Origin of the sequence: Bradyrhizobium sp. HKCCYLRH3059 (genome assembly GCF_051168035.1) — a bacterium.
In the GTDB taxonomy this organism is placed as follows: Bacteria; Pseudomonadota; Alphaproteobacteria; order Rhizobiales; family Xanthobacteraceae; genus Bradyrhizobium.
Window position 1 is genome coordinate 317884 of sequence record NZ_JBNPUF010000005.1, and the last position, 21146, is coordinate 339029.

Here is a 21146-nt window from a genome sequence, read left to right on the forward strand (position 1 = left end):
CGCGCCAATGTCATTGGCGCGAGACCAGATCGCTGATCCGCACCGGAAAGCGCCTGATCCGAATGCCGGTCGCATGCGCCACCGCGTTGGCGACCGCCCCGGCAGAGCCGGTGATGCCGATCTCGCCGACGCCCTTGACGCCGAGCGGGTTGACGAACGGATCGTGCTCCTCGACCGTGAAGGCCTCGATCGCCGGGACGTCGGCATTCACCGGCACATGATACTCGCCGAGATTGGCATTCATGATCCGCCCGGTGCGGCGATCGGTGACCGCCTCCTCGTGCAGCGCCAGCGAGATGCCCCAGATCATGCCGCCGACGAGCTGGCTCTTCACCAGCTTCGGATTGATGATCCGTCCCGCCGCGAACGCGCCGACCATGCGGGTCACCCTGACCTGGCCGAGATCGGGATCGACCTTCACCTCCGCAAAGACCGCGCCATGTGAATGCATCGCATATTGCTCGTTGGCCGCAGGGTCCGGCATGCCGCTGCCGGAGCCCTCGACCTGGTCGAGGCCGGCGCGGGCGAGGATGTCGGCGTAGCTCTCGCCGCGGCCCTCGTCGTCGCGCCGAAGCAGCCGACCGTTGCGCGCGATCACGCCGGCGTTGCCGGCGCCGAACAGCGGCGAGCGCTGGTCTGATGTCGCGAGCTCGGCGAGCCTGGCGATGACGGCGGCGCCCGCATTGTGGATCGCAGTACCGACCGTCGCCGTATGTGCCGAGCCGCCGGCGATGCCGGCATCCGGCAGGTCGGAGGTGCCGGCCTTGAACGTCACCCGGTCGAGTTCGAGCGCGAGCGAGTCTGCCGCAATCTGTGCGAAGGCGGTCCAGGCGCCCTGGCCCATGTCGTGCGCGCCGCTCTCGACGACGCCGGTGCCGTCGCGCCGGATCACCGCGCGGGCCTGGCCCGCGAACATCAGCGCATGGAACGTCGCCGTGCCCATGCCCCAGCCGACCAGGAAGCCGTCCTTGTCGCGCATCATCCGCGGCTTCAGCGGCCGCTCCCACCAGCCGAACCGCTCGGCGCCTTGCGTGTAGCACTCGCGCAGCGCCTTGGATGAGAACGGTCTGCCCGTGGCCGGCTCGACCTCGGCGTAGTTCTTGACCCGGAAGGCGAGCGGATCGAGGCCGCAGGCTTCCGCCATTTCGTCGACGGCGCTCTCCAGCGCGATCGATCCCGGCGCGATTCCGGGGGCGCGCACGAACAGCGGCGTGCCCGTGTCCATGCGTACCGCGTCATAGGTCGTCGCGATCGCCGGCGCGGCATACAGCGTGTGCGTCACATGCGCCGCCGCTTCGTAGAAGTCCTCGAAGCTCGAGGTCGCGATCCTCGCGTGGTGACGGATCGCCGACAATTGTCCGGTGCTGCTGGCGCCGAGCTGCAGCGTCTGCCGGGTCGGCGAGCGATGGCCGAACGGGCCGTAGAGCTGCTCGCGACGCGCCACCAGCTTCACCGGGCGGCCGACCATCTTGGCGGCGAGAATGCCGAGGACCTGCGGCCCGGCCATCAGGCCCTTGCCGCCGAAGCCGCCGCCGAGATAGGGGCTGCGGATCAGGATGTTCTCAGGCGCGATGCCGAACAGCTCGGCAAGGCGGCCGCGCATCATCACCAGGCCCTGGGTCGGCGTGTCGATGATGAGCCTGTCGCCCTGCCACTCGGCGACGATCGCGTGCGGCTCCATTGCGTTGTGATAATGCGGCGGGGTCTCGTAGATCGCGGTGATCTGCTTGTCGCTGCCCGCCAGCGCGGCCTCGACATCGCCGTGATGGCTCTCGGCGGGAAAACCCATGCCGACGACAGGCGGCACATAGGCGTCGGCGGCATCGAGACCGATGCGGGCCGGCTCGGCCTCGTAGCGCGGCGACAGCAGCGCGGCGCCCTCGGTCGCGGCTTCCAGGCTTTCGGCAATGACCAGCGCGATCGGCTGGTTGGCGTAGCGCACACGGTCGTTCTGCAGCGCCTCGAAGCGGAATGCGAACGGGTTCGGCTTGCCGTCGGGATCGGCGTGCAGCGGCGGCCGGTTGGCGGAGGTCATCACCTCGACCACGCCGGGATGCGCCTTGGCGGCTTCGACGTCGAGCGCGACGACGCGGCCGCGCGCGATGCTGGAGACGGCGAGCACGGCATAGAGCAGGCCGGGCGGATTGTTGTCGGCGGCATAGCGCGCCGTGCCGGTGACCTTGGCACGGCCATCGACGCGCGACAGCGGCTGGCCGATGTTGGAGCCGTGTCTGACATGGGCGGGATCGCGGGAGAGATTGAGCTCAGGCGTCATGAAGTGCTCCTGGAACGGCGGAGAAGGGAGAGGCCGGCAGCGCCGGCACGCGCGACGGCGTGCCTTGCGCAGCGGCGGCAAGCGCGCGCATGATCAGGCTGCGCACGAGAGGGATCTTGTGGGCGTTGTCGCCGGATGGCTTTGCATCGCGCAGCGCGATGTCGGCAGCCTGCTGGAATGTGTGCGGCATAGCCGGCTGGCCTGCGAGCAGTGCTTCGGCCTGGTGGGCGCGCCACGGCTTGGCAGCGACGCCGCCGAGCGCCAGACGTGCGTGCTTGATTGCGCCGTTCTCGATCACGAGACCGGCCGCGGCGGAGACGACGGCGAACGCATAGGAATTGCGCTCGCGCACCTTCAGATAGCGCGCGTGCCTTGCGAACGCCCGCGCCGCCGCGGGCAGCCGGACCGCGACGATCATCTCGCCCGGCGCGAGCACGGTCTCGCGCTCCGGCGTGGTGCCGGGGAGCAGATGCAGCGCCTCCAGCGCGACCTCGCGCCGGCCGGAGCCGCCTTCGATCTCGACGATCGCATCGAGCGCGGCGAGCGGCACGCAGAAGTCCGAGGGGTTGGTGGCGATGCAGGCCTCGCTCCAGCCGAGCACGGCGTGCTGATGGGTGTCGCCCCCGCGCGCGTCGCAGCCCGCGCCGGGCGTGCGTTTGTTGCAGGCCGAGGCCGGATCATAGAAATACGCGCAGCGTGTCCGCTGCAGCAGATTGCCGCCGACGGTGGCCGCATTGCGCAACTGTGCCGAGGCGCCCGACAGCAGCGCTTCGGCGACCGCCGGGAAATCGCACGCGAAGGCCGCGTCATGCGCAAAGTCCGCATTGCGCACCAGCGCGCCGATCCGGACGTCGCCATTGCCTGAAGTCTCGATCCGCGTCAGCTCCTTGATCTGCGAGATGTCGACGAGCCGCGCCGGCCTGATGACATTGCCCTTCATCAGATCGAGCAGGTTGGTGCCCGAAGCGAGATAGGCCGCACCGGGCGCGCTGGCCGCTGCGACCGCCTCCGCGACCGTCGACGGCTTCACATAGTCGAACCGGTTCATGCCGCGCGCTCCTTGTCCTCGGCGAGCGTCGCCTGGGCGTCGAGCACCGCCTCGACGATGCCGACATAGGCGCTGCAGCGGCACAGATTGCCGCTCATGCCTTCGCGCACGCGCTCCGGATCGCCGCCGGCGTGACCTTCGTTGATGAGCCCGACCGCGCTCATGATCTGGCCGGGCGTGCAGAAGCCGCATTGCAGGGCATCGTGGGCGATGAAAGCTACCTGCACCGGATGGAGCTGGTCGCCTTGAGCGAGTCCTTCGATGGTGGTGATCGCCGCGCCGTCGAGGCTGACGGCCAGCGTCAGGCAGGAATTGATGCGGCGGCCGTCGACCAGGACGGTGCAGGCGCCGCACTGGCCGCGGTCGCAGCCCTTCTTGGCGCCGGTGAGGTGGAGGCGCTCGCGCAGCAGGTCGAGCAGGGTGACCCTGGGGTCGTCGAGCGCAAGCGTTCGCGGCTCACCGTTGACGGTGAGTCTGACAGTCCAATTCATGCGTTGTTCCGATCGAAGCGATGGCCTAATCGGATCGCAGCGGACACCGCCTTACGGGCGAATGTCCGTCCAGATCCAGCGACCGCGGGACGACAGCTGAGGAAGGTTGGCTGTCCCGGGTGGCAGGTCTATTTATACGGAGGGTTCCTCCGTTTAGCAAGGGGACATGAACGGTCCGTCATCAAGAGCTGGTGAGATGGAGACGAAACCACAAGACCGCCATCGCAAGCCGCGCGCCGATGCGCAGCGCAATCGCGAGCGCGTGCTCGAGGCGGCCAAGGCGGTGTTCAGCGTCGGCGGCGCCGAGGCCAGCCTGGAGGCGGTGGCGCGCCAGGCCGGCGTCGGCATCGGCACGCTGTATCGCCATTTCCCCACCCGCGAGGATCTGTTCGAAGCGGTGTACCGGCGCGAGGTCGAGCAGCTCGCCGAGCTTGCGGAAGAGCTGAAGAGCGAGCAGTCGGCGGTCGAGGCGCTCCGCCGCTGGCTGCGCTCGACGGTGCAGTTCGTCGCCACCAAGAAGGGCATGATGGCCGCGCTCGCGATCGTCATGAACGCGAACTCTGAGCTCGCGGCCTATTCGCACGGCCACCTCACCCGCTCGATCGGCGCGCTGCTGGCGCGTGCCGTCGCGGCCGGCGAGATCCGCAGCGACATCAGCGCCGACGACGTCCTGCGCGCGCTGATCGGCATGTGCTACATGCACGACCAGACCGGCTGGCAGCAGAGCGTGCTGCGGCTGTTGGATGTGTTCGTGGATGGGCTGCGGGTGGGGAAGGGGCGGGCGTGAGATTGCCTCACGCTGCGTATTAGCCGCTCATTGACTTGCCCGGGCCGACACGTCCGACGGCACTCTCGTCCGGGCGATACTCCGTAGATCCGGATGCTCCCTCCATCGTCATTCCGGGGCGCGCGAAGCGCGAGCCCGGAATCCATAACCACGTTCTGTTGCTGAAATTCGCAGTGCCTCTGTACGGCCCTCTCGCTCCACAACCAAGACCTGTGAGTATGGATTCCGGGCTCATTCGCTGCGCGAATGCCCCGGAATGACGAAGTTGGCGTGGGGTGATGCTATGAAACCGGCGTCCCGCAGGCGGCGCAGAATTTCGCGCGGGGTGTTCTCAACGGCTTTCCACACGACGTGCACGCCGGACCGAAATCACTTCGTCGATGGTGCCAGATCGCAAGGGCATTCGTCTCGTCAAAGCCGGTCAGTTCACGGTAGCGCTGCAGCACGCCCGCTTTGCTATCGACCGCAGCGGCGGCTTGCCCGAGAGTACATTCATTCAACCGCCGGTAGTCTTTGATGTCGTCGATCGGTTTCCTCAGGAGAGGCTCGATCTCCACCCACTCCTTCTCATCGAGCATGGGCACCTCGATGCCACAACGCCAGCAATATACTGTGATGGCCATCTCACCCCCGCAACCATTCCATCAGCGCCTGCGCCGTTTCCTCCGGCTGCTCGGGCTGCGGCAGGTGACCGCAATTCTCCAGCACGACCAGCCAGCTGCCGTCGATGCCGTCGGCCATTTCCTTCGACAGGCTGTTCGGGATGGTGTTGTCGGTGTCGCCGGTCAGCACCAGGGTCGGGCAGCGGATCGCTGTCAAGGTCGGCCGCGAGTCCGGACGCGACATGATGGCCGTCAGCTGCCGGATGAAGCCGATGACGCCGACCTCCTCGGCCATGTCGTGCACGAGCTGGCGCAGCCGCGGATCATCCTGGCGCGACGGATGCACGAAGCCCGAGAACAGCTCGTCGACCACGCCGTGATAGTCGCCCTCCTTGGCGCGGGTGATCATGGTGCGGCGGCGGGCGCTCGCCTCCGGCGTGTCGGGCCGCGCCTGGGTGTTGATCAGCGCCAGCCGACCCACGCGTTCTGGCGCCTGGCGCATGATCTCGAGCGCGATGTAGCCGCCCATCGAATGTCCCGCGAGCGCGAAGCGCGGCGGCGCCTCGGCCAGGATGCGGCGCGCGATCGCGGCCATGCTGTCATCGCGGATGTGGTTGGCCACCATCACCGGCCCGAGCCGCCACAGCGCCGGGATGACAGGCGCATAGATGCGGGGCGACGAGATCAGGCCAGGCACCAGCACGAGCGGCAGCGCATCAGTCATGGGTCTTCCCCCCGGAAACGGCATTCACCTGCAGGTCCGGGTGTTGTCCGCCCGGCATGCCATTTACGCGCGAGAAGCAGCCGATGTCCAACGATGTGCTGCGGCTCGCGCCCGCCGCCCCAGGCCGACAACCTCGTCCCCAGCCGAGTCCTGGCTCCTCCTGCGCCTCTTCGCGGCAGCGGGGGGGCCGGTCGGATGATCGCGGTGATCGGGTTGCCCGCGATGCTGCTTGGGCCGCGGCGCCTTCGGCTTTCGTGATTGCGGCGCCATTCGCGGCAATCTGGTGGCGTCGTCCGCAATTCGCGCGTGAGATCGGAGATCGAACTACTTCCGCTCCGGATCATGCCACCATCGCATGCAGCGCGATGATACCTGGACGGACCATCAATCGTGGCAAACAGGGTCGGGCGTCACGATAATATCACGTAATGGGCGTGGGCCGCGGCGTCGCAAGGCCTGCGACCACAACGATTAGTTCGCGCGGCCGGTAACTTCACGTGGCCGGCGATGGCCGGCTCTCTCGTGCTGCTGCGGAGATAAGTTGGTAGCACCGCGCTGTCGGTGATGACATCGGAACGAGTGTCGCGCGAAGTCCGGCTCTCACGAGAACGGCGAGTGCGCCGATCCGCGATGCAGCGAGGGGCGGGACGACGTGCTCGATCAGCGGCGCGACGATGCCTCCCGGCGATGTCGCTGCCGGATGGAGCAGCGGCGCTCGTGGCCGCGAGTTCGATGCGACGCGAGTTCGATGCGAAGGTTGCGGTGGCGTGACCTGATGCGCGAGCGAGAGCCAGCGCGCGCCGGCGGCCGAGGCCTCTCCCCGACGATCAGACGAGCAGAGGCTGCGCCGTCGCCGCGAGCTTCTTCAGCAGCGGCAGGAAGCGCTCCTTCATCTCGTCGACGCCGATGCGATCGACGTGGCCGCCGATGTTGGCGGCGGCGATGATGCCGCCGTCATATCGGCGAATCGGCACTGAAATCGAGCGGAAACCCTGCTCCGCCTCACCGTCGACGAGCGAGTAACCGTCGTCGCGGACGGCGATGATCGACGCGAGCAATGCTTCCTTGTCGGTGATCGTCTGCGGCGTCATCTCGGTCAGAGTCATGCGCTCGACGGCCTGGCGCAACTGATCGTCCGGCATCCGGCTCAGCAACACGCGGCCGACCGACGTGCAGAACGCCGGCAGCCGATAGCCGATTTCGAGCCCGGTCGAGAACATCCGCGTCGAGGTCGCGCGCGCGATGAAGACGACCGACTCGCCGTCGAGGACGGCGAGCGAGCAGACCTCGCGCGCCTCGCCGGCCATGCTGTCCATCAACGGCTGCATCACGCTGTTGATCTGGTTGGAGGCGAGATAGCTGGAGGCCAGCAGCAGCACGCGCGGCGTCAGCGAGAACAGCCGGTCGTCGCCATGGACGAAGCCGGAGGCCTTCAGGGTCAGCAGAATCCGTCGCACCGTGGCGCGGGCGAGGCCGGTGAGTTCCGCGGCCTTGCTCAGCGTCATCGGCCGGCCCTCGCGGCTGAAGGCTTGTATCACCCGCAGGCCGCGATCGAGCGCTTCCACGAACTCGGGGCCGTCGCCCCGAGCCTGCTTCTTCTCCTCATCAGTGCGCTTCAGTTTCGGCATCGGCCTGACATGATCCGCTGTTGTTGTTTTCGGCCGCAGTGAAGCTGCAGTCCGTTGGCCCCTCGGCTTCGGTTGTAGCTTTTTCACTTGCGCTTCTCCCCACTTAAAGCGAATCTAATCTGGGCGAACATGTGTTCGTCTAGCGAACATTATTAGATGATCGCGTGACGCTCAACGCCCGACTTGCGACGGAACAGGAGAGACGGCCATCATGATGAGCCAGGAGCAGAACGACCTGATCACGCGCGTCGGACCCGGCGCGCCCGCCGGTAAACTAATGAGGATGTACTGGCAGCCGGCCGCGCTGGTCGATGAGCTCGTGGGCGAGCGGCCGGTGCGCGCGGTGAAGCTGCTCGGCCAGGACTTCGTGCTCTTCAAGGATGCGCAGGGCCGCTACGGACTACTTGATCGCGATTGTCCGCATCGCGGCGCAGATCTCGCCTTCGGACGGCTGGAGAACGGCGGGTTGCGTTGCGCCTTCCATGGCTGGCTGTTCGACGCCGACGGCAATTGTCTGGAGACGCCGGCCGAACCGGCGGGCTCGCCGCTGTGCAAGAACGTCAAGCAGCGCGCCTATCCCGTGGTCGAGAAGGGCGGCATCCTCTGGGCCTGGCTGGGCGAGGGCGCCGCCCCGGCGTTCCCGGATCTCGACTGCTTCACCGCGCCAGACGCCTACACCTTCGCCTTCAAGGGCCTGATCGAGTGCAACTGGCTGCAAGCGCTGGAGGTCGGCATCGACCCCGCGCATGCCTCGTTCCTGCACCGCTTCTTCGAGGACGAGGATACGTCGACCGCCTATGGCAAGCAGTTCCGCGGCGCCTCCGCCGACAGCGAGCTGCCGATGACCAAGGTGCTGCGCGAATACGATCGTCCGATCATCAATGTCGAGGGGACCGAATACGGCCTGCGCATCATCGCGCTGCGTGAGATCGATGCCGAACGCACCCACGTGCGCGTCACCAATCAGCTGTTCCCGCATGCCTTCGTGATTCCGATGAGCACGGAGATGACGATCACGCAGTGGCACGTGCCGGTCGATGACGAGAGCTGCTATTGGTACGCGATCTTCACCAGCTATGGCGCGCCGGTCGACCGGGCGAAGATGCGGGCGCAGCGGCTCGAGCTCTATGAGCTGCCCGACTATCGCTCGCGCAAGAACAAGAGCAACGACTACGGCTTCGATCCACGGGAGCAGGCGACCGCGACCTACACCGGCATGGGCAACGACATCAACGTGCACGACCAGTGGGCGGTGGAGTCGATGGGCCGAATCCAGGACCGCACCCGCGAGCATCTGGGCCAATCCGACAAGGCGATCATCCAATATCGCCGGCTGCTGCGCGAGCAGATCGAGAAGGTCGCGAGCGGCGAGCCGCCGATGCTGTTCCTCGATGCCGCTGAGGCCCGCAGCGTGCAGGGCCCGGCGACGATGGACGGCATCGGTCCGACGCGCGGCTGGGAGACCTATTGGATGGAAGTCGATGTCCGCCGCCGCCGCAATGCCCCCTGGGCCCCGCCGGTGCCCGCGGATATCGTGCGGCGGGCCCCGCATCTGAGCGCGGCGGAGTAGCTCCTTTGCTCCGAGCTGCCGTAGGGTGGGCAAGGCCGGCGGAACGGCGCGTCGTGCCGTCCGACGGCCCGCCCACCATTCACGCGCACCGTCGCGGCGGTGGGCGCGTCGCGTTCGCAGTGTCCACTGGCGCAACAGCGGAGGCAGCGCCGCGAGCGCGCCTTTGCCCGTCCCACGATTCGAGGAGCCATCGTTGAGTTTCGTCGACAAGCATCAGTTGTGGACCGTCGAGCAGGCCGAGGCCGCAATGCGCATGCGCCGCCTCGCCGAGGAGCACGGCCTCACCACCATCCGCTTCTCGTTCCCGGACCAGCATGGCATCCTGCGCGGCAAGACACTCACTGTCGATGCTGCTTTGTCCTCGCTCGAGGATGGCTGCTCGATCACGACGACCCTGCTCGCCAAGGACACCTCGCATCGCACCGTGTTTCCGGTGTTCACCGCCGGCGGCGGCTTCGGCATGGCCGAGATGCAGGGCGGCAGCGACGCGCTGATGGTGGCCGATCCCACCACGTTCCGGGTGCTGCCCTGGGCGCCCGGCACCGGCTGGGTGCTGTGTGATCTGTATTTCGCCAACGGTGCGCCGGTCCCGTTCGCCACGCGCAATCTCTATCGGTCGGCATTGGCGACGCTCGAACAGCGTGGCTATCAGTTCATGGCCGGCCTCGAGGTCGAGTGCCACATCTTCAAGGTCGAGGATCCCAGGCTCGCGCCCGGTGATGCCGGCTCGCCCGGTCAGCCCGGCGTGCCGCCGACGGTCAGCCTGCTGACCCAGGGCTATCAATATCTCACCGAGCAGCGCTTCGATCAGATGGAGCCGGCGCTCGAGATCATCCGGGCGAACCTCGTCGCGCTGGGCCTGCCGTTGCGCTCGATCGAGCTCGAATATGGACCGAGCCAGTGCGAATTCGTGCTGCAGCCGGGCATCGGGCTGGCGCCTGCGGATACGATGGTGCTGTTCCGCAGCGCCGTGAAGCAGATCTGCCAGCGCCACGGCTATCACGCCACCTTCATGTGCCGGCCGCGCATCCCCAACGTGATGTCGTCGGGCTGGCATCTGCACCAGTCGCTGGTGGCGCGCGACGGCAGCAACGCGTTCATGACGGAGGACGCCGAAGGTCTGTCCGCGCTCGGCCGCCACTACATGGCGGGTCTGCTCGCGCATGCGCGTGCCTCCGCGCTGTTTTCGACGCCGACGATCAACGGCTACCGGCGCTACCGCGCCTATTCGCTGGCGCCGGACCGCGCGATCTGGGGCCGCGACAACAGAGGCGTCATGATCCGCGTGCTCGGCGGCCCCGGCGATCGCGCCACCCGCCTGGAGAACCGCATCGGCGAGCCCGCCGCCAACCCCTATCTCTACATGGCTTCGCAGATATCAGCCGGCCTCGACGGCATCGACCGCGAGCTCGATCCGGGACCGTCGGCGGATGTGCCCTATGAGACCAAGGCGAGCCTGCTGCCGAAATCGTTGCGCGAGGCGGTCGATGCGCTGAAGGACGATGCGTTCTTCCGCCAGGCGTTCGGTTCGACCTTCATCGACTACTACACCTTCATCAAGAACGCCGAGCTCGAGCGCTTCCAGCAGGAGGTCTCCGACTGGGAGCAGCGCGAATATTTCGAGATGTTCTGACGGCGCGGTGGCCCCTCACACGCTGCGCGTCAGCCCGCCGTCGACGCGGATGTTCTGGCCGGTGATGTAGGCGGCACCCTCGGAGGCCAGGAAGGCGATGGTCGCGGCGATCTCCTCGGACTTGCCGTAGCGGCCCATCGGCACCGTCTTACGGCGCTCCTCCGTCGCCGGCAGGCTGTCGATCCAGCCCGGCAGCACGTTGTTCATGCGGATGTTGTCGGCCGCGTAGGTGTCGGTGAAGATCTTGGTGAAGGATGCGAGCCCGGCGCGGAACACCGCCGAGGTCGGGAACATCGAAGACGGTTCGAAGGTCCAGGCGGTCGAGATGTTGATGATCGCGCCGCCCTTATGCGCCTGCATGACCGGTGTCACCAGGCGTGTCGGGCGGATGACGTTCAGCAGATAGGTATCGAGGCCCGTGTGCCACTGCTCGTCGGTCAGCTCCAGGATCGGCGCTCGCGGGCCGTGGCCGGCGCTGTTGACGAGCACATCGATGCGGCCCCAGCGGTCCATCGCGCCGTCGACGAGGCGTTTCAGATCGTCGCTGGACGTGTTGGAGCCGGTGATGCCGAGGCCGCCGAGCTCGGCCGCCAGCGCCTCGCCCTTGCCCGACGACGACAGGATCGCGACGTGGAACCCATCAGCGGCAAGCCGGCGCGCGGCCGCTGCGCCCATGCCGCTGCCGCCCGCGGTGACCAGTGCGACACGTTGTGTGGCCATGACGATGACTCCTGCCTTTCACGGATGACGACGGCGATCATGTAGCGCTGTTCTCCCGGTGGCGTCGAGCAAAACACAGGAACGCGCCGGTCGCCATGACGGCGAGCGACAGATCATCAACAAGCCGTATCGGCACCGATCTGATCCGGCGCGTTGCTTGACCGGCGGCTGCAACGCGCCGAAAATCGGAAACAGGCCGGTGCAACGGGAACGCGCCACCGCGTGGATCCGTTGAGACCGGACAGCAGGGAGGCACGATGCGCCACGTGACGACGCAGACACCGGCCGATACGCCGGTCGTTCAGGTTCGCGGCGCGTCGCGCGAGCCCGGCGTGGTCGCGGCGAGCGCCTATGCCGATGGCCGCCGCGTCGCCGACGTCGCGATCGAGGAGGCCGGCGCCTGGAGCAGGCGGCCGGGCCATGTGGTGTGGATCGGGCTGCATGAGCCTGATGCGGCGCTGCTGCAGCGCGTCGCGGATCAGTTCGGGCTGCACGAGCTCGCGATCGAGGATGCGTCGAAGGCGCATCAGCAGCCCAAGGTCGAGCGCTACGGCGACGCGCTGTTCGTCGTCGCCCGCACCGCGCAGCTCGTCAAGGAGCACATCGTGTTCGGCGAGACCCACATCTTTGTCGGCCCCGGCTTCGTGGTCTCGGTGCGCCACGGCGCCTCGACCTCCTATGGCGCGGTGCGCGAGCGCTGCGAGAGCTGTCCGGGCTCGCTCGCCAAGGGGGAGGACTACATCCTCTATGCGATCCTCGATTTCATCGTCGACAACTACCGGCCGGTGACCGAGAGCATCATGGCCGAGGTCGAGACGCTGGAGGAGGTCGTGCTGCAGCGGCCGCTGGCGCGCCACGAGGTCGACCTTCTGTATCGCCTGCGGCGCGACCTGCTGCGGCTGCGCCGCGCCGTCGGCCCCGTGGTCGACGTCTGCAAGCGGCTCGAGCATGTCGACAACGTCGCGATCGACGCCGAGATGGCGCCGCTGTTTCGCGACGTGCTCGACCACGCCAAGCGCGCCGAGGAGGATGCGGATTCCCTGCGCGAGATCCTCGCCTTCGTGTTCGAGGCCAGCATGATGGCCGGCCAGGCGCAGCAGACCGACATCGCCCGTCGGCTCACGGCCTGGGCCGCGATCCTCGCGGTGCCGACGGCCGTCGCCGGCATCTACGGCATGAACTTCGAGCACATGCCGGAGCTGAAATGGCAATACGGCTACTACGCCGTGCTGGGCTTCATCGCCACCGTGTGCAGCGTGCTGTACTGGCAGTTCCACCGGCGCGGATGGCTGTGAGGGGAGGGGCCGTCGGTCCCTGCTCGCGAAGCGGGTTCAGCCACTTGCGAGCGGCGCGAAGGCGTTGCTCCAAATCCCCTGCGCCCAAGCGAGGCGCGGTGCCAGGGCGCCGAGTGCGGTGGCGCCGCGACCGCCGGGCACGACGTGGCGCGTGTGGCATCGAAATCGTTTGCCGTTGAGGAGGCAAGGCGTGCCATGGCGCAGCGGTCACGCCGCGGCGGATCGCCCCTGGTGCGCGGACCACCACGCGGCGATCGCGTCCGTCAGTTCGTCCCAGATCGCGGTCGGCAGGTCGGGCACGGCGACGCGCACGCTGTAGCGATCCGTGGTGGCGTCGTGAAACCATTCCGTCGCAGCGAAATCGAAGCCGAAGCTGCCGGCGTGGCGGATCGGCAGCCCGGCGCGCCGGAGATCGTCGCTCATGGCGGTTGCGGCTTGCCGCGCGGTGGCCTCGTCGAGCGGCGCGCGGCCGGCGAGCGTGACGTAGAGCCCGTGCGCGAAGTCGAGCTCCGCGGTCAGGCCGTGCAGCGCGGTCGCGAATTGACGCCGCGCGCGCCGGCTGTTGCGCAGGATGGCGGCGACGCGCCGCGCGGTCAGTTCGCGATAGGCGGGCAGGCCGACATAAGGCGGGAAATGCGCCGGCAGCGCCGCGCCGCCGAGCAGCCTGACGGCGTTGCGCGTCTCGTCCGGCAGCGTCTGAAGCACAACGCGGCCCGCGGCGCCGGCCTTGCTCCAATCGATGAAGGCGACCGAGCCGAGCCGGCCATATTCAGCGCCGAGCGAGTCGAGCTTGGTATGGCTGCGCACCATCACGACCGGCACGTCCCAGCGTCGCGCCCAGGCCAGCACGCGGCGAACGCGGCCGGAGCCATTGGCAAAGCAGGTGGTGTCGAAGATCAGGAGATCGATCGCCGGACGGTCGCAATTCAGCACGGCCTCGAAGCGCGGCGCGGTCGCGCTGGAATCGATCAGCAGCAGCCGCGGCGCCGGCGCGGGCTGCGCCAGCGCGGCGGCAAGGTCACGGGTCAGCGTCACCGGGCGCAGGTGCCGCGCATGCGCCGCGACCAGCTCCTGCGTCTCGCCATAGGAACCCGGCAGCATCAGCAGGTTCGCCGTACCGAGAACGGGGCGGGTCGCCAGCAGCAGTGCCGCGATCGCCGCCATGCCGGAGATGGTGTAGATGGTGTCATGACGGCTCTCGCCCGCCGCATAGAACGACGGCCCGCGCACGTCGAGATCGGCGCGCTGATAGTCGTAGCTGAAGGCGAACGGTCCGGCGCGATGATCGTCCGCATCCGCCCAGGCCGTCTCTGTCGCGGTCCAGTCGCTGAGCGCGTGCTCGGCCTTCAGCGCGGCCGTGAGCTGAAACTTGCGCCGGACGGCCTCCATCACGGAGCGTGGCGCCGGCAGCGCATGCGGTCTCCGCAGGCAGCAATTCAGGAGCTGCAGCTCCTGATGCTTGCGGGCGAGATAGGCTTCGATCGTCTCCATCGGGCTCTTCACGGGTGATGCTGGCGGCCGGGATGCAACGCGCAGGGATTGCGATGGGTCCAACGGAGTGCGGCAATGCCGCGCGGTTTGCTGTAGTCTGGCCGGACAAGGAGGAGATGAATGGGCAGGGAACTCGAAGGCAAGGTGGCGGCGGTCACCGGCGCGGCGTCGGGCATCGGCCTCGCCAGCAGCGCGGCGATGCTGGCCGCCGGCGCGCGCGTCGTCATGATCGATCGCGACGCCGCGGCGCTGGCGAGCCTGCGCGAGCGGCACGGCGAGGCCGTGATCCCCGTGGTGATCGACCTGCTCGATCCCACGGATTGCGCCACCCTGCTGCCGCGCGTCCTCGATGCGGCCGGCCGGCTCGACATCCTTCACGCCAATGCCGGCAGCTATCTCGGCGGCGATCTCGTCGACGCCAGGACGGACGCGATCGACCGCATGCTGAACCTCAACGTCAACGTCGTGATGAAGAACGTACGCGACGTGCTCCCGCACATGATCGCGCGCGGCTCGGGCGACATCATCGTCACCAGCTCGCTCGCCGCCCATTACCCGACGCCGTGGGAGCCGGTCTATGCGTCGTCGAAATGGGCGATCGACTGCTTCGTGCAGACGGTGCGCCGCCAGGTGTTCAAGCACGGCATCCGCGTCGGCGCGATCTCGCCAGGCCCGGTGATCACCGCGCTGATCGCCGACTGGCCGGCCGAGAAGCTGAAGGAGGCACGCGAGTCCGGCAGCCTGCTGGAGCCCTCAGAGGTCGCCGAGGTGATCATGTTCATGCTGACCCGTCCGCGCGGCATGACCATCCGCGACGTCGTGATGCTGCCGACGAATTTTGATTTGTAGGGCAGCCGGGTTTTCCTGAGCTGGAATCGGCCCTAAGTCGTCGCCGCGCGTCAGGACATTCTTCAAGCGGCACGGGATGTCCTGTCCGGGTGCCATGTCTCCGATCCAGGGCGCGCGACGACCCCGTGGAACTACGGGGATCGAATTAAGCGCAACCTTAATCATAAGGAACCTAGCGTGAGCCCGCGCAATCCGGGGGCAATAATGAAGATCGGCCGACTTTTCGCAATTTCCATGCTGTCGGTGACGGCTTTGGCCGTCCTCCCTGCTGCTCAAGTCGTGATCGAGCAGGTCAGGGCTGTCAGCGACAAGGCCGAGGCGATCAAGACGGTCGAGGCGTTCGGCGCCGTGCTGCTCTACGCGCAGGACGTGGTCGGCCATCGCGCTCCCTACATCACGCCGATCTTCCAGGATACTCCCGCCACGCCCGCGCAGCTCGAAGGCGTGCGCAAGATCAGGCAGTCCGCCGACGCATCCTTCGCCAGGGCGCGCGCGCAGCTGGCGAACGTCTCCAACGGCGAGGCGATCACGCGCAGCCTGGACCAGGCCTCGTCCAAGCTGAACGAGATCCTCGCCAAGGTGGACCCCGCGCTGACCGCGCCGCTGAACGCGCGCGATCCGGCCGTCATCAAGAGCTTTCTCCCCGGGGTCACCCAGGTCGCCCTGGCAATCGAGCCGATCCTGAACCAGCTGCAGAACCGCATCGCCAATGCCGACGCGTCGCTGACGACGCTGCTCGACGTCGCCCGCACCGCGCAGGACCTGCGCGTGACCGCCGGTGGTCGTGCCGCCGCGCTGTCGCCGGCGCTCAGCGCCCGCCGCGCCGTGGCACCGGCCGAGAAGGCGGCGATGGACCGCGCCCAGGGCCGCACCGAAGCCGACCGCGAGCGCCTGGACGCCGGCATCGACCAGCTCGGCAATCCGGAGCGGCTGCTCACGGCGTTCAAGGAGGCCCGTGACGCCTATTTCGGGCGCGCCGTTCCGATCGTCGACAAGGACATCGCAGCCGGGCTCGGCGATCTCAACTACGCACTCACCGCCGACAGCCTGGCCGAGGCGGTCGTCCCGGCCGTGCAGAAGTTCTTCGTCGTGCGCGACGCCGCGATCGCCGAGGCCCGCGAACGCGCCGTCGCGGCGCGCGATGCAGCCTATCTGATGCTCGCGCTGGCGACGGCGGTGGTCGCGGCCCTCGCCGGCATTCTCGTGTTCGTCACCATGCTGCTGCGCCGCCGCGTGATCAACCCGATCGTGAACCTGACCGGCCTGATCGGCGAGATGGCGGCCGGCCATGACGACGTGGCGATCCCGACGATCAATCGCGACGACGAGATCGCCGCGATGACCGGCTCGCTGCAGACCTTCAAGGAGGCGCTGCTGGAGAAGAAGCGCGCCGAGCAGGCGGCCGCGGCCGACGCGCAGGCCAAGATCGAGCGCGGCCAGCGTGTCGAGCGCTTCACGCGCGAGTTCGAGATGGCGATCGGCGAGGTCGTCGGCATCGTGTCATCGGCGTCGGCCGATCTGGAGCGCTCCGCCGCCACGCTGACGACGACCGCCGGCCGCTCGCTGGAGCTCGCCACCGTGGTGACCTCGGCCTCCGAGGAGGCCTCGACCAACGTGCATTCGGTCGCCGCGGCCGCCGAGGAGATGAGCTCGTCGGTCAACGAGATCAGCCGCCAGGTGCAGGATTCCGCGCGCATCGCCAACGAGGCGCTGGCGCAGGCGCGCAAGACCAACGACAACGTCGCGGAGCTCGCAAAGGCCGCGGCGCGGATCGGCGACGTCGTCGAGCTGATCAACGCGATCGCCGGGCAGACCAACCTGCTCGCGCTCAACGCCACCATCGAGGCCGCCCGCGCCGGTGAGGCCGGCCGCGGCTTCGCGGTGGTCGCCTCCGAGGTCAAGGCGCTCGCCGAACAGACCGCCAAGGCCACCGGCGAGATCGGCCAGCAGATCGGCGGCATTCAGGCCGCGACCCAGGAGTCGGTCGGCTCGATCAAGGAGATCGGCGAGACCATCGCCCGGATGTCGGAGATCGCGTCCGCCATCGCTTCCGCCGTCGAGGAGCAGAGCTCGGCGACGCGCGAGATCTCGCGCAACGTCCAGCAGGCGGCGCACGGCACCCAGCAGGTGTCGGCGAACATCGCCAGCGTCCGGCATGGCGCCGACGAGACCGGCTCGGCCTCCTCGCAGGTGCTGTCCGCCGCGAAGTCGCTGTCCGGCCAGAGCAGCCGCCTCCGCGACGAGGTCAGCCGCTTCCTCGACTCGGTGCGCGCGGCGTGAGGGTGCATTATGCGTGGCCTCGACGAGGGCCGCGCATCGCCACCCGATCGCAGCAGCTATAGCCCGCATGAGCGCAAGCGACATGCGGGGCCAGCCCCCTCAGATATCGGTGCCGCTCATCCGGGCTACAGCTACTCAGATCTGCGCTGCTGCCGATGCTCCGCGATCGGACCGATCGCGCCCTTTGTTCTTCTCGGCTGCCCCGTTCTCCCGCGAACGCGGGAATCCATAACCCCAGGCGGATGTTAGCTTGCGAGACACGTTCAACTGAAGTGGACCCCACGCACGGGACCATGGATCGCCGAAAATTAAGGTGTGATCGCGCCTGCCCTGTCGTTCAAATCAAGCAGCTTCCTGCTGCTGCGTCTGGGCCTGCTGTGGGTATGTGGGCAACGCGTTTGCGTTGTCCAAGCGAAGCGGCATATCCACAGTCTGGGCCGCCTCGATCACATCCATGCCGGCGCGCCATGCCGCCATGGGAAACTGATTGTTCATCGCCTGGTGCGGGCGGCGATGATTATAAAAGGTCATCCATGAGCCGATGCCGTCTCGCGCTTCGCGCCCGTCAGCATAGGCTTTCAGATGCACTTCCTCATACTTGATCGAGCGCCACAATCGTTCGATGAAGATGTTGTCCATGAAACGGCCGCGTCCGTCCATCGAAATCGCAATGCCTGCAGCCTCCAGCCTGCCGGTGAAGGCTGAGCTGGTGAACTGCGCGCCCTGATCGGTGTTGAAGATCTTAGGCCGGCCGTGACGCGCCATCGCCTCGTCGAGCGCAGCGATGCAAAAGCCCGTATTCATCGTGTTCGACAAGCGCCACGCCAGCACCGCCCGGGTGGCCCAGTCGATGATCGCCACCAGATACAGGAACCCCTGCGCCATCGGAATGTAGGTGATGTCGGCCGCCCAGACGTGATTGGGCATCGGTGATGCTGACGCCGCGCAGCAGATAGGGATGGATCTTGTGGCCGGAGGCGGCCTTGCTGGTGCCGGGGCGCGGGACCAGCGCCAGTACCGTTAACGGACCGCCGGACAATGGTTGAAGTTTCCGATACAGGTGCTCTTTGAGTTTTGCTTCCAACCCTCTCCCTTTGAGGGGTTTCCAAGACATGTCTTGCAAGAAGTGGTCGACGTAGCGCCCTTGCAACCTAAGTTTTTGTAGCAGGTGCCCGCATGGACGGTCCAAGGAATGAAAACAATCGCGACTATTGCGGCGGCGGTGCAGATATTTCTCATCGTTTTTTCCCATTTGAAGCGGTGATGGTCTCGATCGAGCCGATAAGCGAAGGGCTCGACCAGCATTTCAGTCGTCAAAGCGGGCACGGCATTGGTAGCTACCAATGCTAACGCTGGAGACTTAAACTGACATCGGGGTCGCACCCCGTTTTCGCATTGGGAGAATCCCCCATGGGCCGCCCAGCTTCGCACGCGTCAACTTGCCGGACGCAGACGGGCATGGATCAAGGCGCCGGTGCGCCGTAAGGGTCGCCGAGCAGCACGCTGCGGATCGCCACCAGAAGGTCTTCTGTCATCTCCTGCTTGGCGACGTAGTCGTCGGTGCCGGATTCGAAAGCGCGGCGGACGTATTGCGGCGAATCATGCCTGCTCAATCCAGGTAGCGGCAGACGAACAAAGCGCGCGCGAACGTCTCTCACCAGATCCAAACCATTGCTATCGCCAAGGAACAGATCGACGATCCCTAGATCGGGTTTCGTGGCCGCGATGGCCACGAGCGCATCCCGTTGGGTGGCCGCCAAGGCACATACGACAAGACCGGGCTCAGCATTGATCAGCGCGGTCAGCCTGCGCCGCATCAGGGGTGACTGTCCACAATGAGCAGACGCCGCGTGCGCCGTGCTGATTGCGCAGTCCGCTTTAGCACCATGGCCCAGACCGCGTGTTCGGCCGTCGCGCTTGCCGGAGAGGGGCTGTGCCTGCTTGGTCGAGAAGTCATCGGCGGCATGGCAGACGTGTATGACACTAGCCGCGCACTTGGGCGAACTTTATGACTCAACCCAATCGGCCGATTGTAACCCATTGAGCCGCGCGTTGGGCAAGTTCAGCAGCCGATTCGATCGCCAGCTTATTCTTGATGTGCTCAAGATGGGATTCTACCGTTTTGACGCTGCGGTTCAGTAGACCAGCGATCTGCCGCGTGGTTCGGCCCTGACCAACGAGCCGAAATACCTGCAATTCCCGATCGCTCAGCGTGCGCACCGGCGAGGCGGTCTCGAGCGGTCGCGCGCCGACGCATCGTTCAGCCAGCCGCCGCTGCAGAGCCTCGCTCATGTAGGTCTCGCCTGCAAGCACCCGACGAATGGCAGCGATCACGGTCGATTCGAGCTGTTGTTTGGTGACATAGCCGAGGGCGCCGGCGCAAAGCGCGCGCTCGGCGAACACCTCTTCGTCGTACATCGAAAGCACCAGCGAGCGAACGCCGGGATGACGCGCTTTGATTTCCTTGACGAGATCTAGGCCGTCCTCGTCGCCGAGAGCAAGGTCTACGATCACCAGATCAGGGCGACTGATCGCGATGGTCTTGAGCGCGGCCACGCGCGTACCGACCGCGCCGTGAACGGCGAGGCCGTTTTCCGCCTCGATGAGGGCGATCAACCCGCGGCACAGCACGGGATGATCGTCGACGACAAGCAGCCTCTTCCGCACCGCGTCCGCGGCTTCAGCCAGGCAAGTGGGCATCGCCGATACTTTCCTGCCGTTCGTAATTCGATAACAGCGGAAACGCGCACGCAACCATGACGCCGCGACGGGCCTGCGGCTCCACAGTAAGAGAACCGCCGATCGCCCGCGCGCGGTAGTCCATGGTATAAAGCCCGATGCCGTCATGATCGCGCCATTTTTCGGGAAGCCCGACACCGTTGTCCCGGATGCTCAATAGTCCCGAGCCTGCAGTGCACGCCAGACGGATCTCGATTTCGTCGGCTCGGCCGTGGCTGACCGCATTGCGGACGGCTTCTTGGGCGATACGCACGAGGTGGCTCGTGGTTTCGCGGCCAAGATCGGGACAAGGGTTATCTTCCACAAACGCACAAAAGGCGCCATGAGCGGCGCTGACGTTGCGGGCGAGGCTCTCAAGGGAGCCGACAAGATCCGCGCTATTCAGACCGATCGAGCTGAGCCCACGAGCGAGGTCACGCGCCTCGCCGATGGTCTCGTTCAGCAATCGTACGAGTTCGGCCGCGGCCGCGGCGGGACCCGGTTGGCCGCTCGCCGCCAAACTTCGCCACAGCGCCGCAGCTAGCGCCGCTAAGCCGGCGAGCGATTGGCAGAGCCCGTCGTGGAGTTCACGCCCAATGCGCTGTCTCTCGCGAGAGGCAATCGCAAGAATTTCACGTTCAAGAATTTCTTGTTGCCCAATATCGCGAGTTATGGCTTCGATCTGCTCCCGTTGCATCGAAGACCAGCCAGGTTTTCTCGTGACTAAGATACACCCTTAGGATGTATCAGTAGTATGATCGAGTCAACTTCAAAGATCGATTTAAACCGCATAACTTTATGTACATTAAAGCTACGCGCCGCACCGTTGTAATTGTCGATCGGCAGGGCGTCGATGAAGCTCATCGCGTCGACGGAGAACACCGCGCCGCCATTCGCCGTCTTTCCCGACGCTAGCATGAGTCAGTGGACGCTGAGCCTTGCAGCTTCCATACGCATGAAATGTGGACGTGAGGTGAAGGTCTCACAGGCGTTGAATAGCGGGCAGCGGGTTTATCCTCATTCATGATTGATCGC

At 66.7% G+C, this 21146-nt stretch carries 18 protein-coding genes and 1 pseudogene; 7 read left to right on the plus strand and 12 right to left on the minus strand.

Annotated elements, in window-relative coordinates:
• Positions 1-10: 10 nt before the first annotated feature.
• Genes ACQR13_RS17945 through ACQR13_RS17955 form a run of 3 tightly spaced genes read right to left on the minus strand, consistent with a single transcriptional unit; the run spans position 11 to position 3814 of the window.
• Positions 11-2275 (minus strand): xanthine dehydrogenase family protein molybdopterin-binding subunit, encoded by a 2265-nt coding sequence (locus tag ACQR13_RS17945; protein WP_315751318.1) that lies wholly within the window; start codon positions 2273-2275, stop codon positions 11-13.
• Positions 2265-3323, minus strand: a complete 1059-nt coding sequence (locus ACQR13_RS17950) for an FAD binding domain-containing protein (RefSeq protein WP_315751320.1) — start codon at positions 3321-3323, stop codon at positions 2265-2267. Before ACQR13_RS17950 ends, ACQR13_RS17945 begins: the two co-directional genes overlap by 11 nt.
• A complete protein-coding gene (locus ACQR13_RS17955) occupies positions 3320-3814 on the minus strand; it encodes a (2Fe-2S)-binding protein (protein WP_315751322.1) in 495 nt (164 codons plus the stop codon). The genes ACQR13_RS17950 and ACQR13_RS17955 overlap by 4 nt, the downstream gene beginning before the upstream one ends.
• 196 nt (positions 3815-4010) lie before the next feature.
• Between ACQR13_RS17955 and ACQR13_RS17960 the strand changes: the two genes are divergently transcribed.
• Positions 4011-4601 carry a TetR/AcrR family transcriptional regulator gene (locus tag ACQR13_RS17960; RefSeq protein WP_315751324.1) on the plus strand — a complete coding sequence of 197 codons (591 nt, stop codon included), beginning with the start codon at positions 4011-4013 and terminating at the stop codon, positions 4599-4601.
• A gap of 281 nt (positions 4602-4882) precedes the next feature.
• Here ACQR13_RS17960 and ACQR13_RS17965 read toward each other — a convergent pair whose 3' ends face one another.
• The 3 genes from ACQR13_RS17965 to ACQR13_RS17975 form a co-directional block, all read right to left on the minus strand.
• A complete protein-coding gene (locus ACQR13_RS17965; protein ID WP_315751326.1) occupies positions 4883-5179 on the minus strand; it encodes a zinc-ribbon domain-containing protein in 297 nt (98 codons plus the stop codon).
• Between the two features lie 46 nt (positions 5180-5225).
• A complete protein-coding gene (locus ACQR13_RS17970; RefSeq protein WP_315751328.1) occupies positions 5226-5927 on the minus strand; it encodes an alpha/beta fold hydrolase in 702 nt (233 codons plus the stop codon).
• 827 nt (positions 5928-6754) lie between these two features.
• On the minus strand, positions 6755-7555 hold the full coding sequence (locus tag ACQR13_RS17975) for an IclR family transcriptional regulator domain-containing protein (protein ID WP_315751330.1): 801 nt from the start codon (positions 7553-7555) through the stop codon (positions 6755-6757).
• 211 nt (positions 7556-7766) lie between these two features.
• On the opposite strand from ACQR13_RS17975, the gene ACQR13_RS17980 reads away from it, so the two are divergent.
• Positions 7767-9125 carry an aromatic ring-hydroxylating dioxygenase subunit alpha gene (locus ACQR13_RS17980; protein ID WP_315751332.1) on the plus strand — a complete coding sequence of 453 codons (1359 nt, stop codon included), beginning with the start codon at positions 7767-7769 and terminating at the stop codon, positions 9123-9125.
• A gap of 193 nt (positions 9126-9318) precedes the next feature.
• Entirely contained in the window at positions 9319-10758 is a 1440-nt protein-coding gene (locus ACQR13_RS17985) for a glutamine synthetase family protein (protein ID WP_315751333.1), read from the plus strand.
• A 15-nt stretch (positions 10759-10773) separates the two neighbouring features.
• Here ACQR13_RS17985 and ACQR13_RS17990 read toward each other — a convergent pair whose 3' ends face one another.
• Complete coding sequence (locus ACQR13_RS17990) at positions 10774-11478, minus strand: SDR family oxidoreductase (protein ID WP_315751335.1); 705 nt, start codon at positions 11476-11478, stop codon at positions 10774-10776.
• A 257-nt stretch (positions 11479-11735) separates the two neighbouring features.
• On the opposite strand from ACQR13_RS17990, the gene ACQR13_RS17995 reads away from it, so the two are divergent.
• Positions 11736-12773 (plus strand): magnesium and cobalt transport protein CorA, encoded by a 1038-nt coding sequence (locus ACQR13_RS17995; RefSeq protein ID WP_434863045.1) that lies wholly within the window; start codon positions 11736-11738, stop codon positions 12771-12773.
• Between the two features lie 207 nt (positions 12774-12980).
• Here the strand turns inward: ACQR13_RS17995 and ACQR13_RS18000 are convergent, their stop codons facing one another.
• Positions 12981-14264: a hypothetical protein gene (locus tag ACQR13_RS18000; protein ID WP_434863046.1), complete on the minus strand. Its 1284-nt coding sequence runs from the start codon at positions 14262-14264 to the stop codon at positions 12981-12983.
• Between the two features lie 120 nt (positions 14265-14384).
• Here ACQR13_RS18000 and ACQR13_RS18005 point away from each other — a divergent pair, with 120 nt between their 5' ends.
• Positions 14385-15113, plus strand: a complete 729-nt coding sequence (locus tag ACQR13_RS18005; RefSeq protein ID WP_315751340.1) for an SDR family oxidoreductase — start codon at positions 14385-14387, stop codon at positions 15111-15113.
• A 204-nt stretch (positions 15114-15317) separates the two neighbouring features.
• A complete protein-coding gene (locus ACQR13_RS18010; protein WP_434843277.1) occupies positions 15318-17393 on the plus strand; it encodes a methyl-accepting chemotaxis protein in 2076 nt (691 codons plus the stop codon).
• Between the two features lie 342 nt (positions 17394-17735).
• Here the strand turns inward: ACQR13_RS18010 and ACQR13_RS18015 are convergent.
• Positions 17736-18405 (minus strand): annotated as a pseudogene (locus ACQR13_RS18015) (IS3 family transposase); the annotation flags it as partial.
• Between the two features lie 164 nt (positions 18406-18569).
• On the opposite strand from ACQR13_RS18015, the gene ACQR13_RS18020 reads away from it, so the two are divergent.
• Entirely contained in the window at positions 18570-18743 is a 174-nt protein-coding gene (locus ACQR13_RS18020; RefSeq protein ID WP_315717878.1) for a hypothetical protein, read from the plus strand.
• Between the two features lie 113 nt (positions 18744-18856).
• On the opposite strand, the gene ACQR13_RS18025 is transcribed toward ACQR13_RS18020, so the two are convergent.
• The 3 genes from ACQR13_RS18025 to ACQR13_RS18035 all read right to left on the minus strand — a co-directional run bounded on the left by ACQR13_RS18025 (position 18857) and on the right by ACQR13_RS18035 (position 20808).
• Positions 18857-19210 (minus strand): response regulator, encoded by a 354-nt coding sequence (locus tag ACQR13_RS18025; RefSeq protein WP_315717877.1) that lies wholly within the window; start codon positions 19208-19210, stop codon positions 18857-18859.
• 196 nt (positions 19211-19406) lie between these two features.
• On the minus strand, positions 19407-20093 hold the full coding sequence (locus tag ACQR13_RS18030) for a response regulator transcription factor (RefSeq protein ID WP_315717876.1): 687 nt from the start codon (positions 20091-20093) through the stop codon (positions 19407-19409).
• Positions 20074-20808, minus strand: a complete 735-nt coding sequence (locus ACQR13_RS18035) for a sensor histidine kinase (RefSeq protein ID WP_315717875.1) — start codon at positions 20806-20808, stop codon at positions 20074-20076. The genes ACQR13_RS18030 and ACQR13_RS18035 overlap by 20 nt, the downstream gene beginning before the upstream one ends.
• Between the last annotated feature and the right edge of the window lie 338 nt (positions 20809-21146).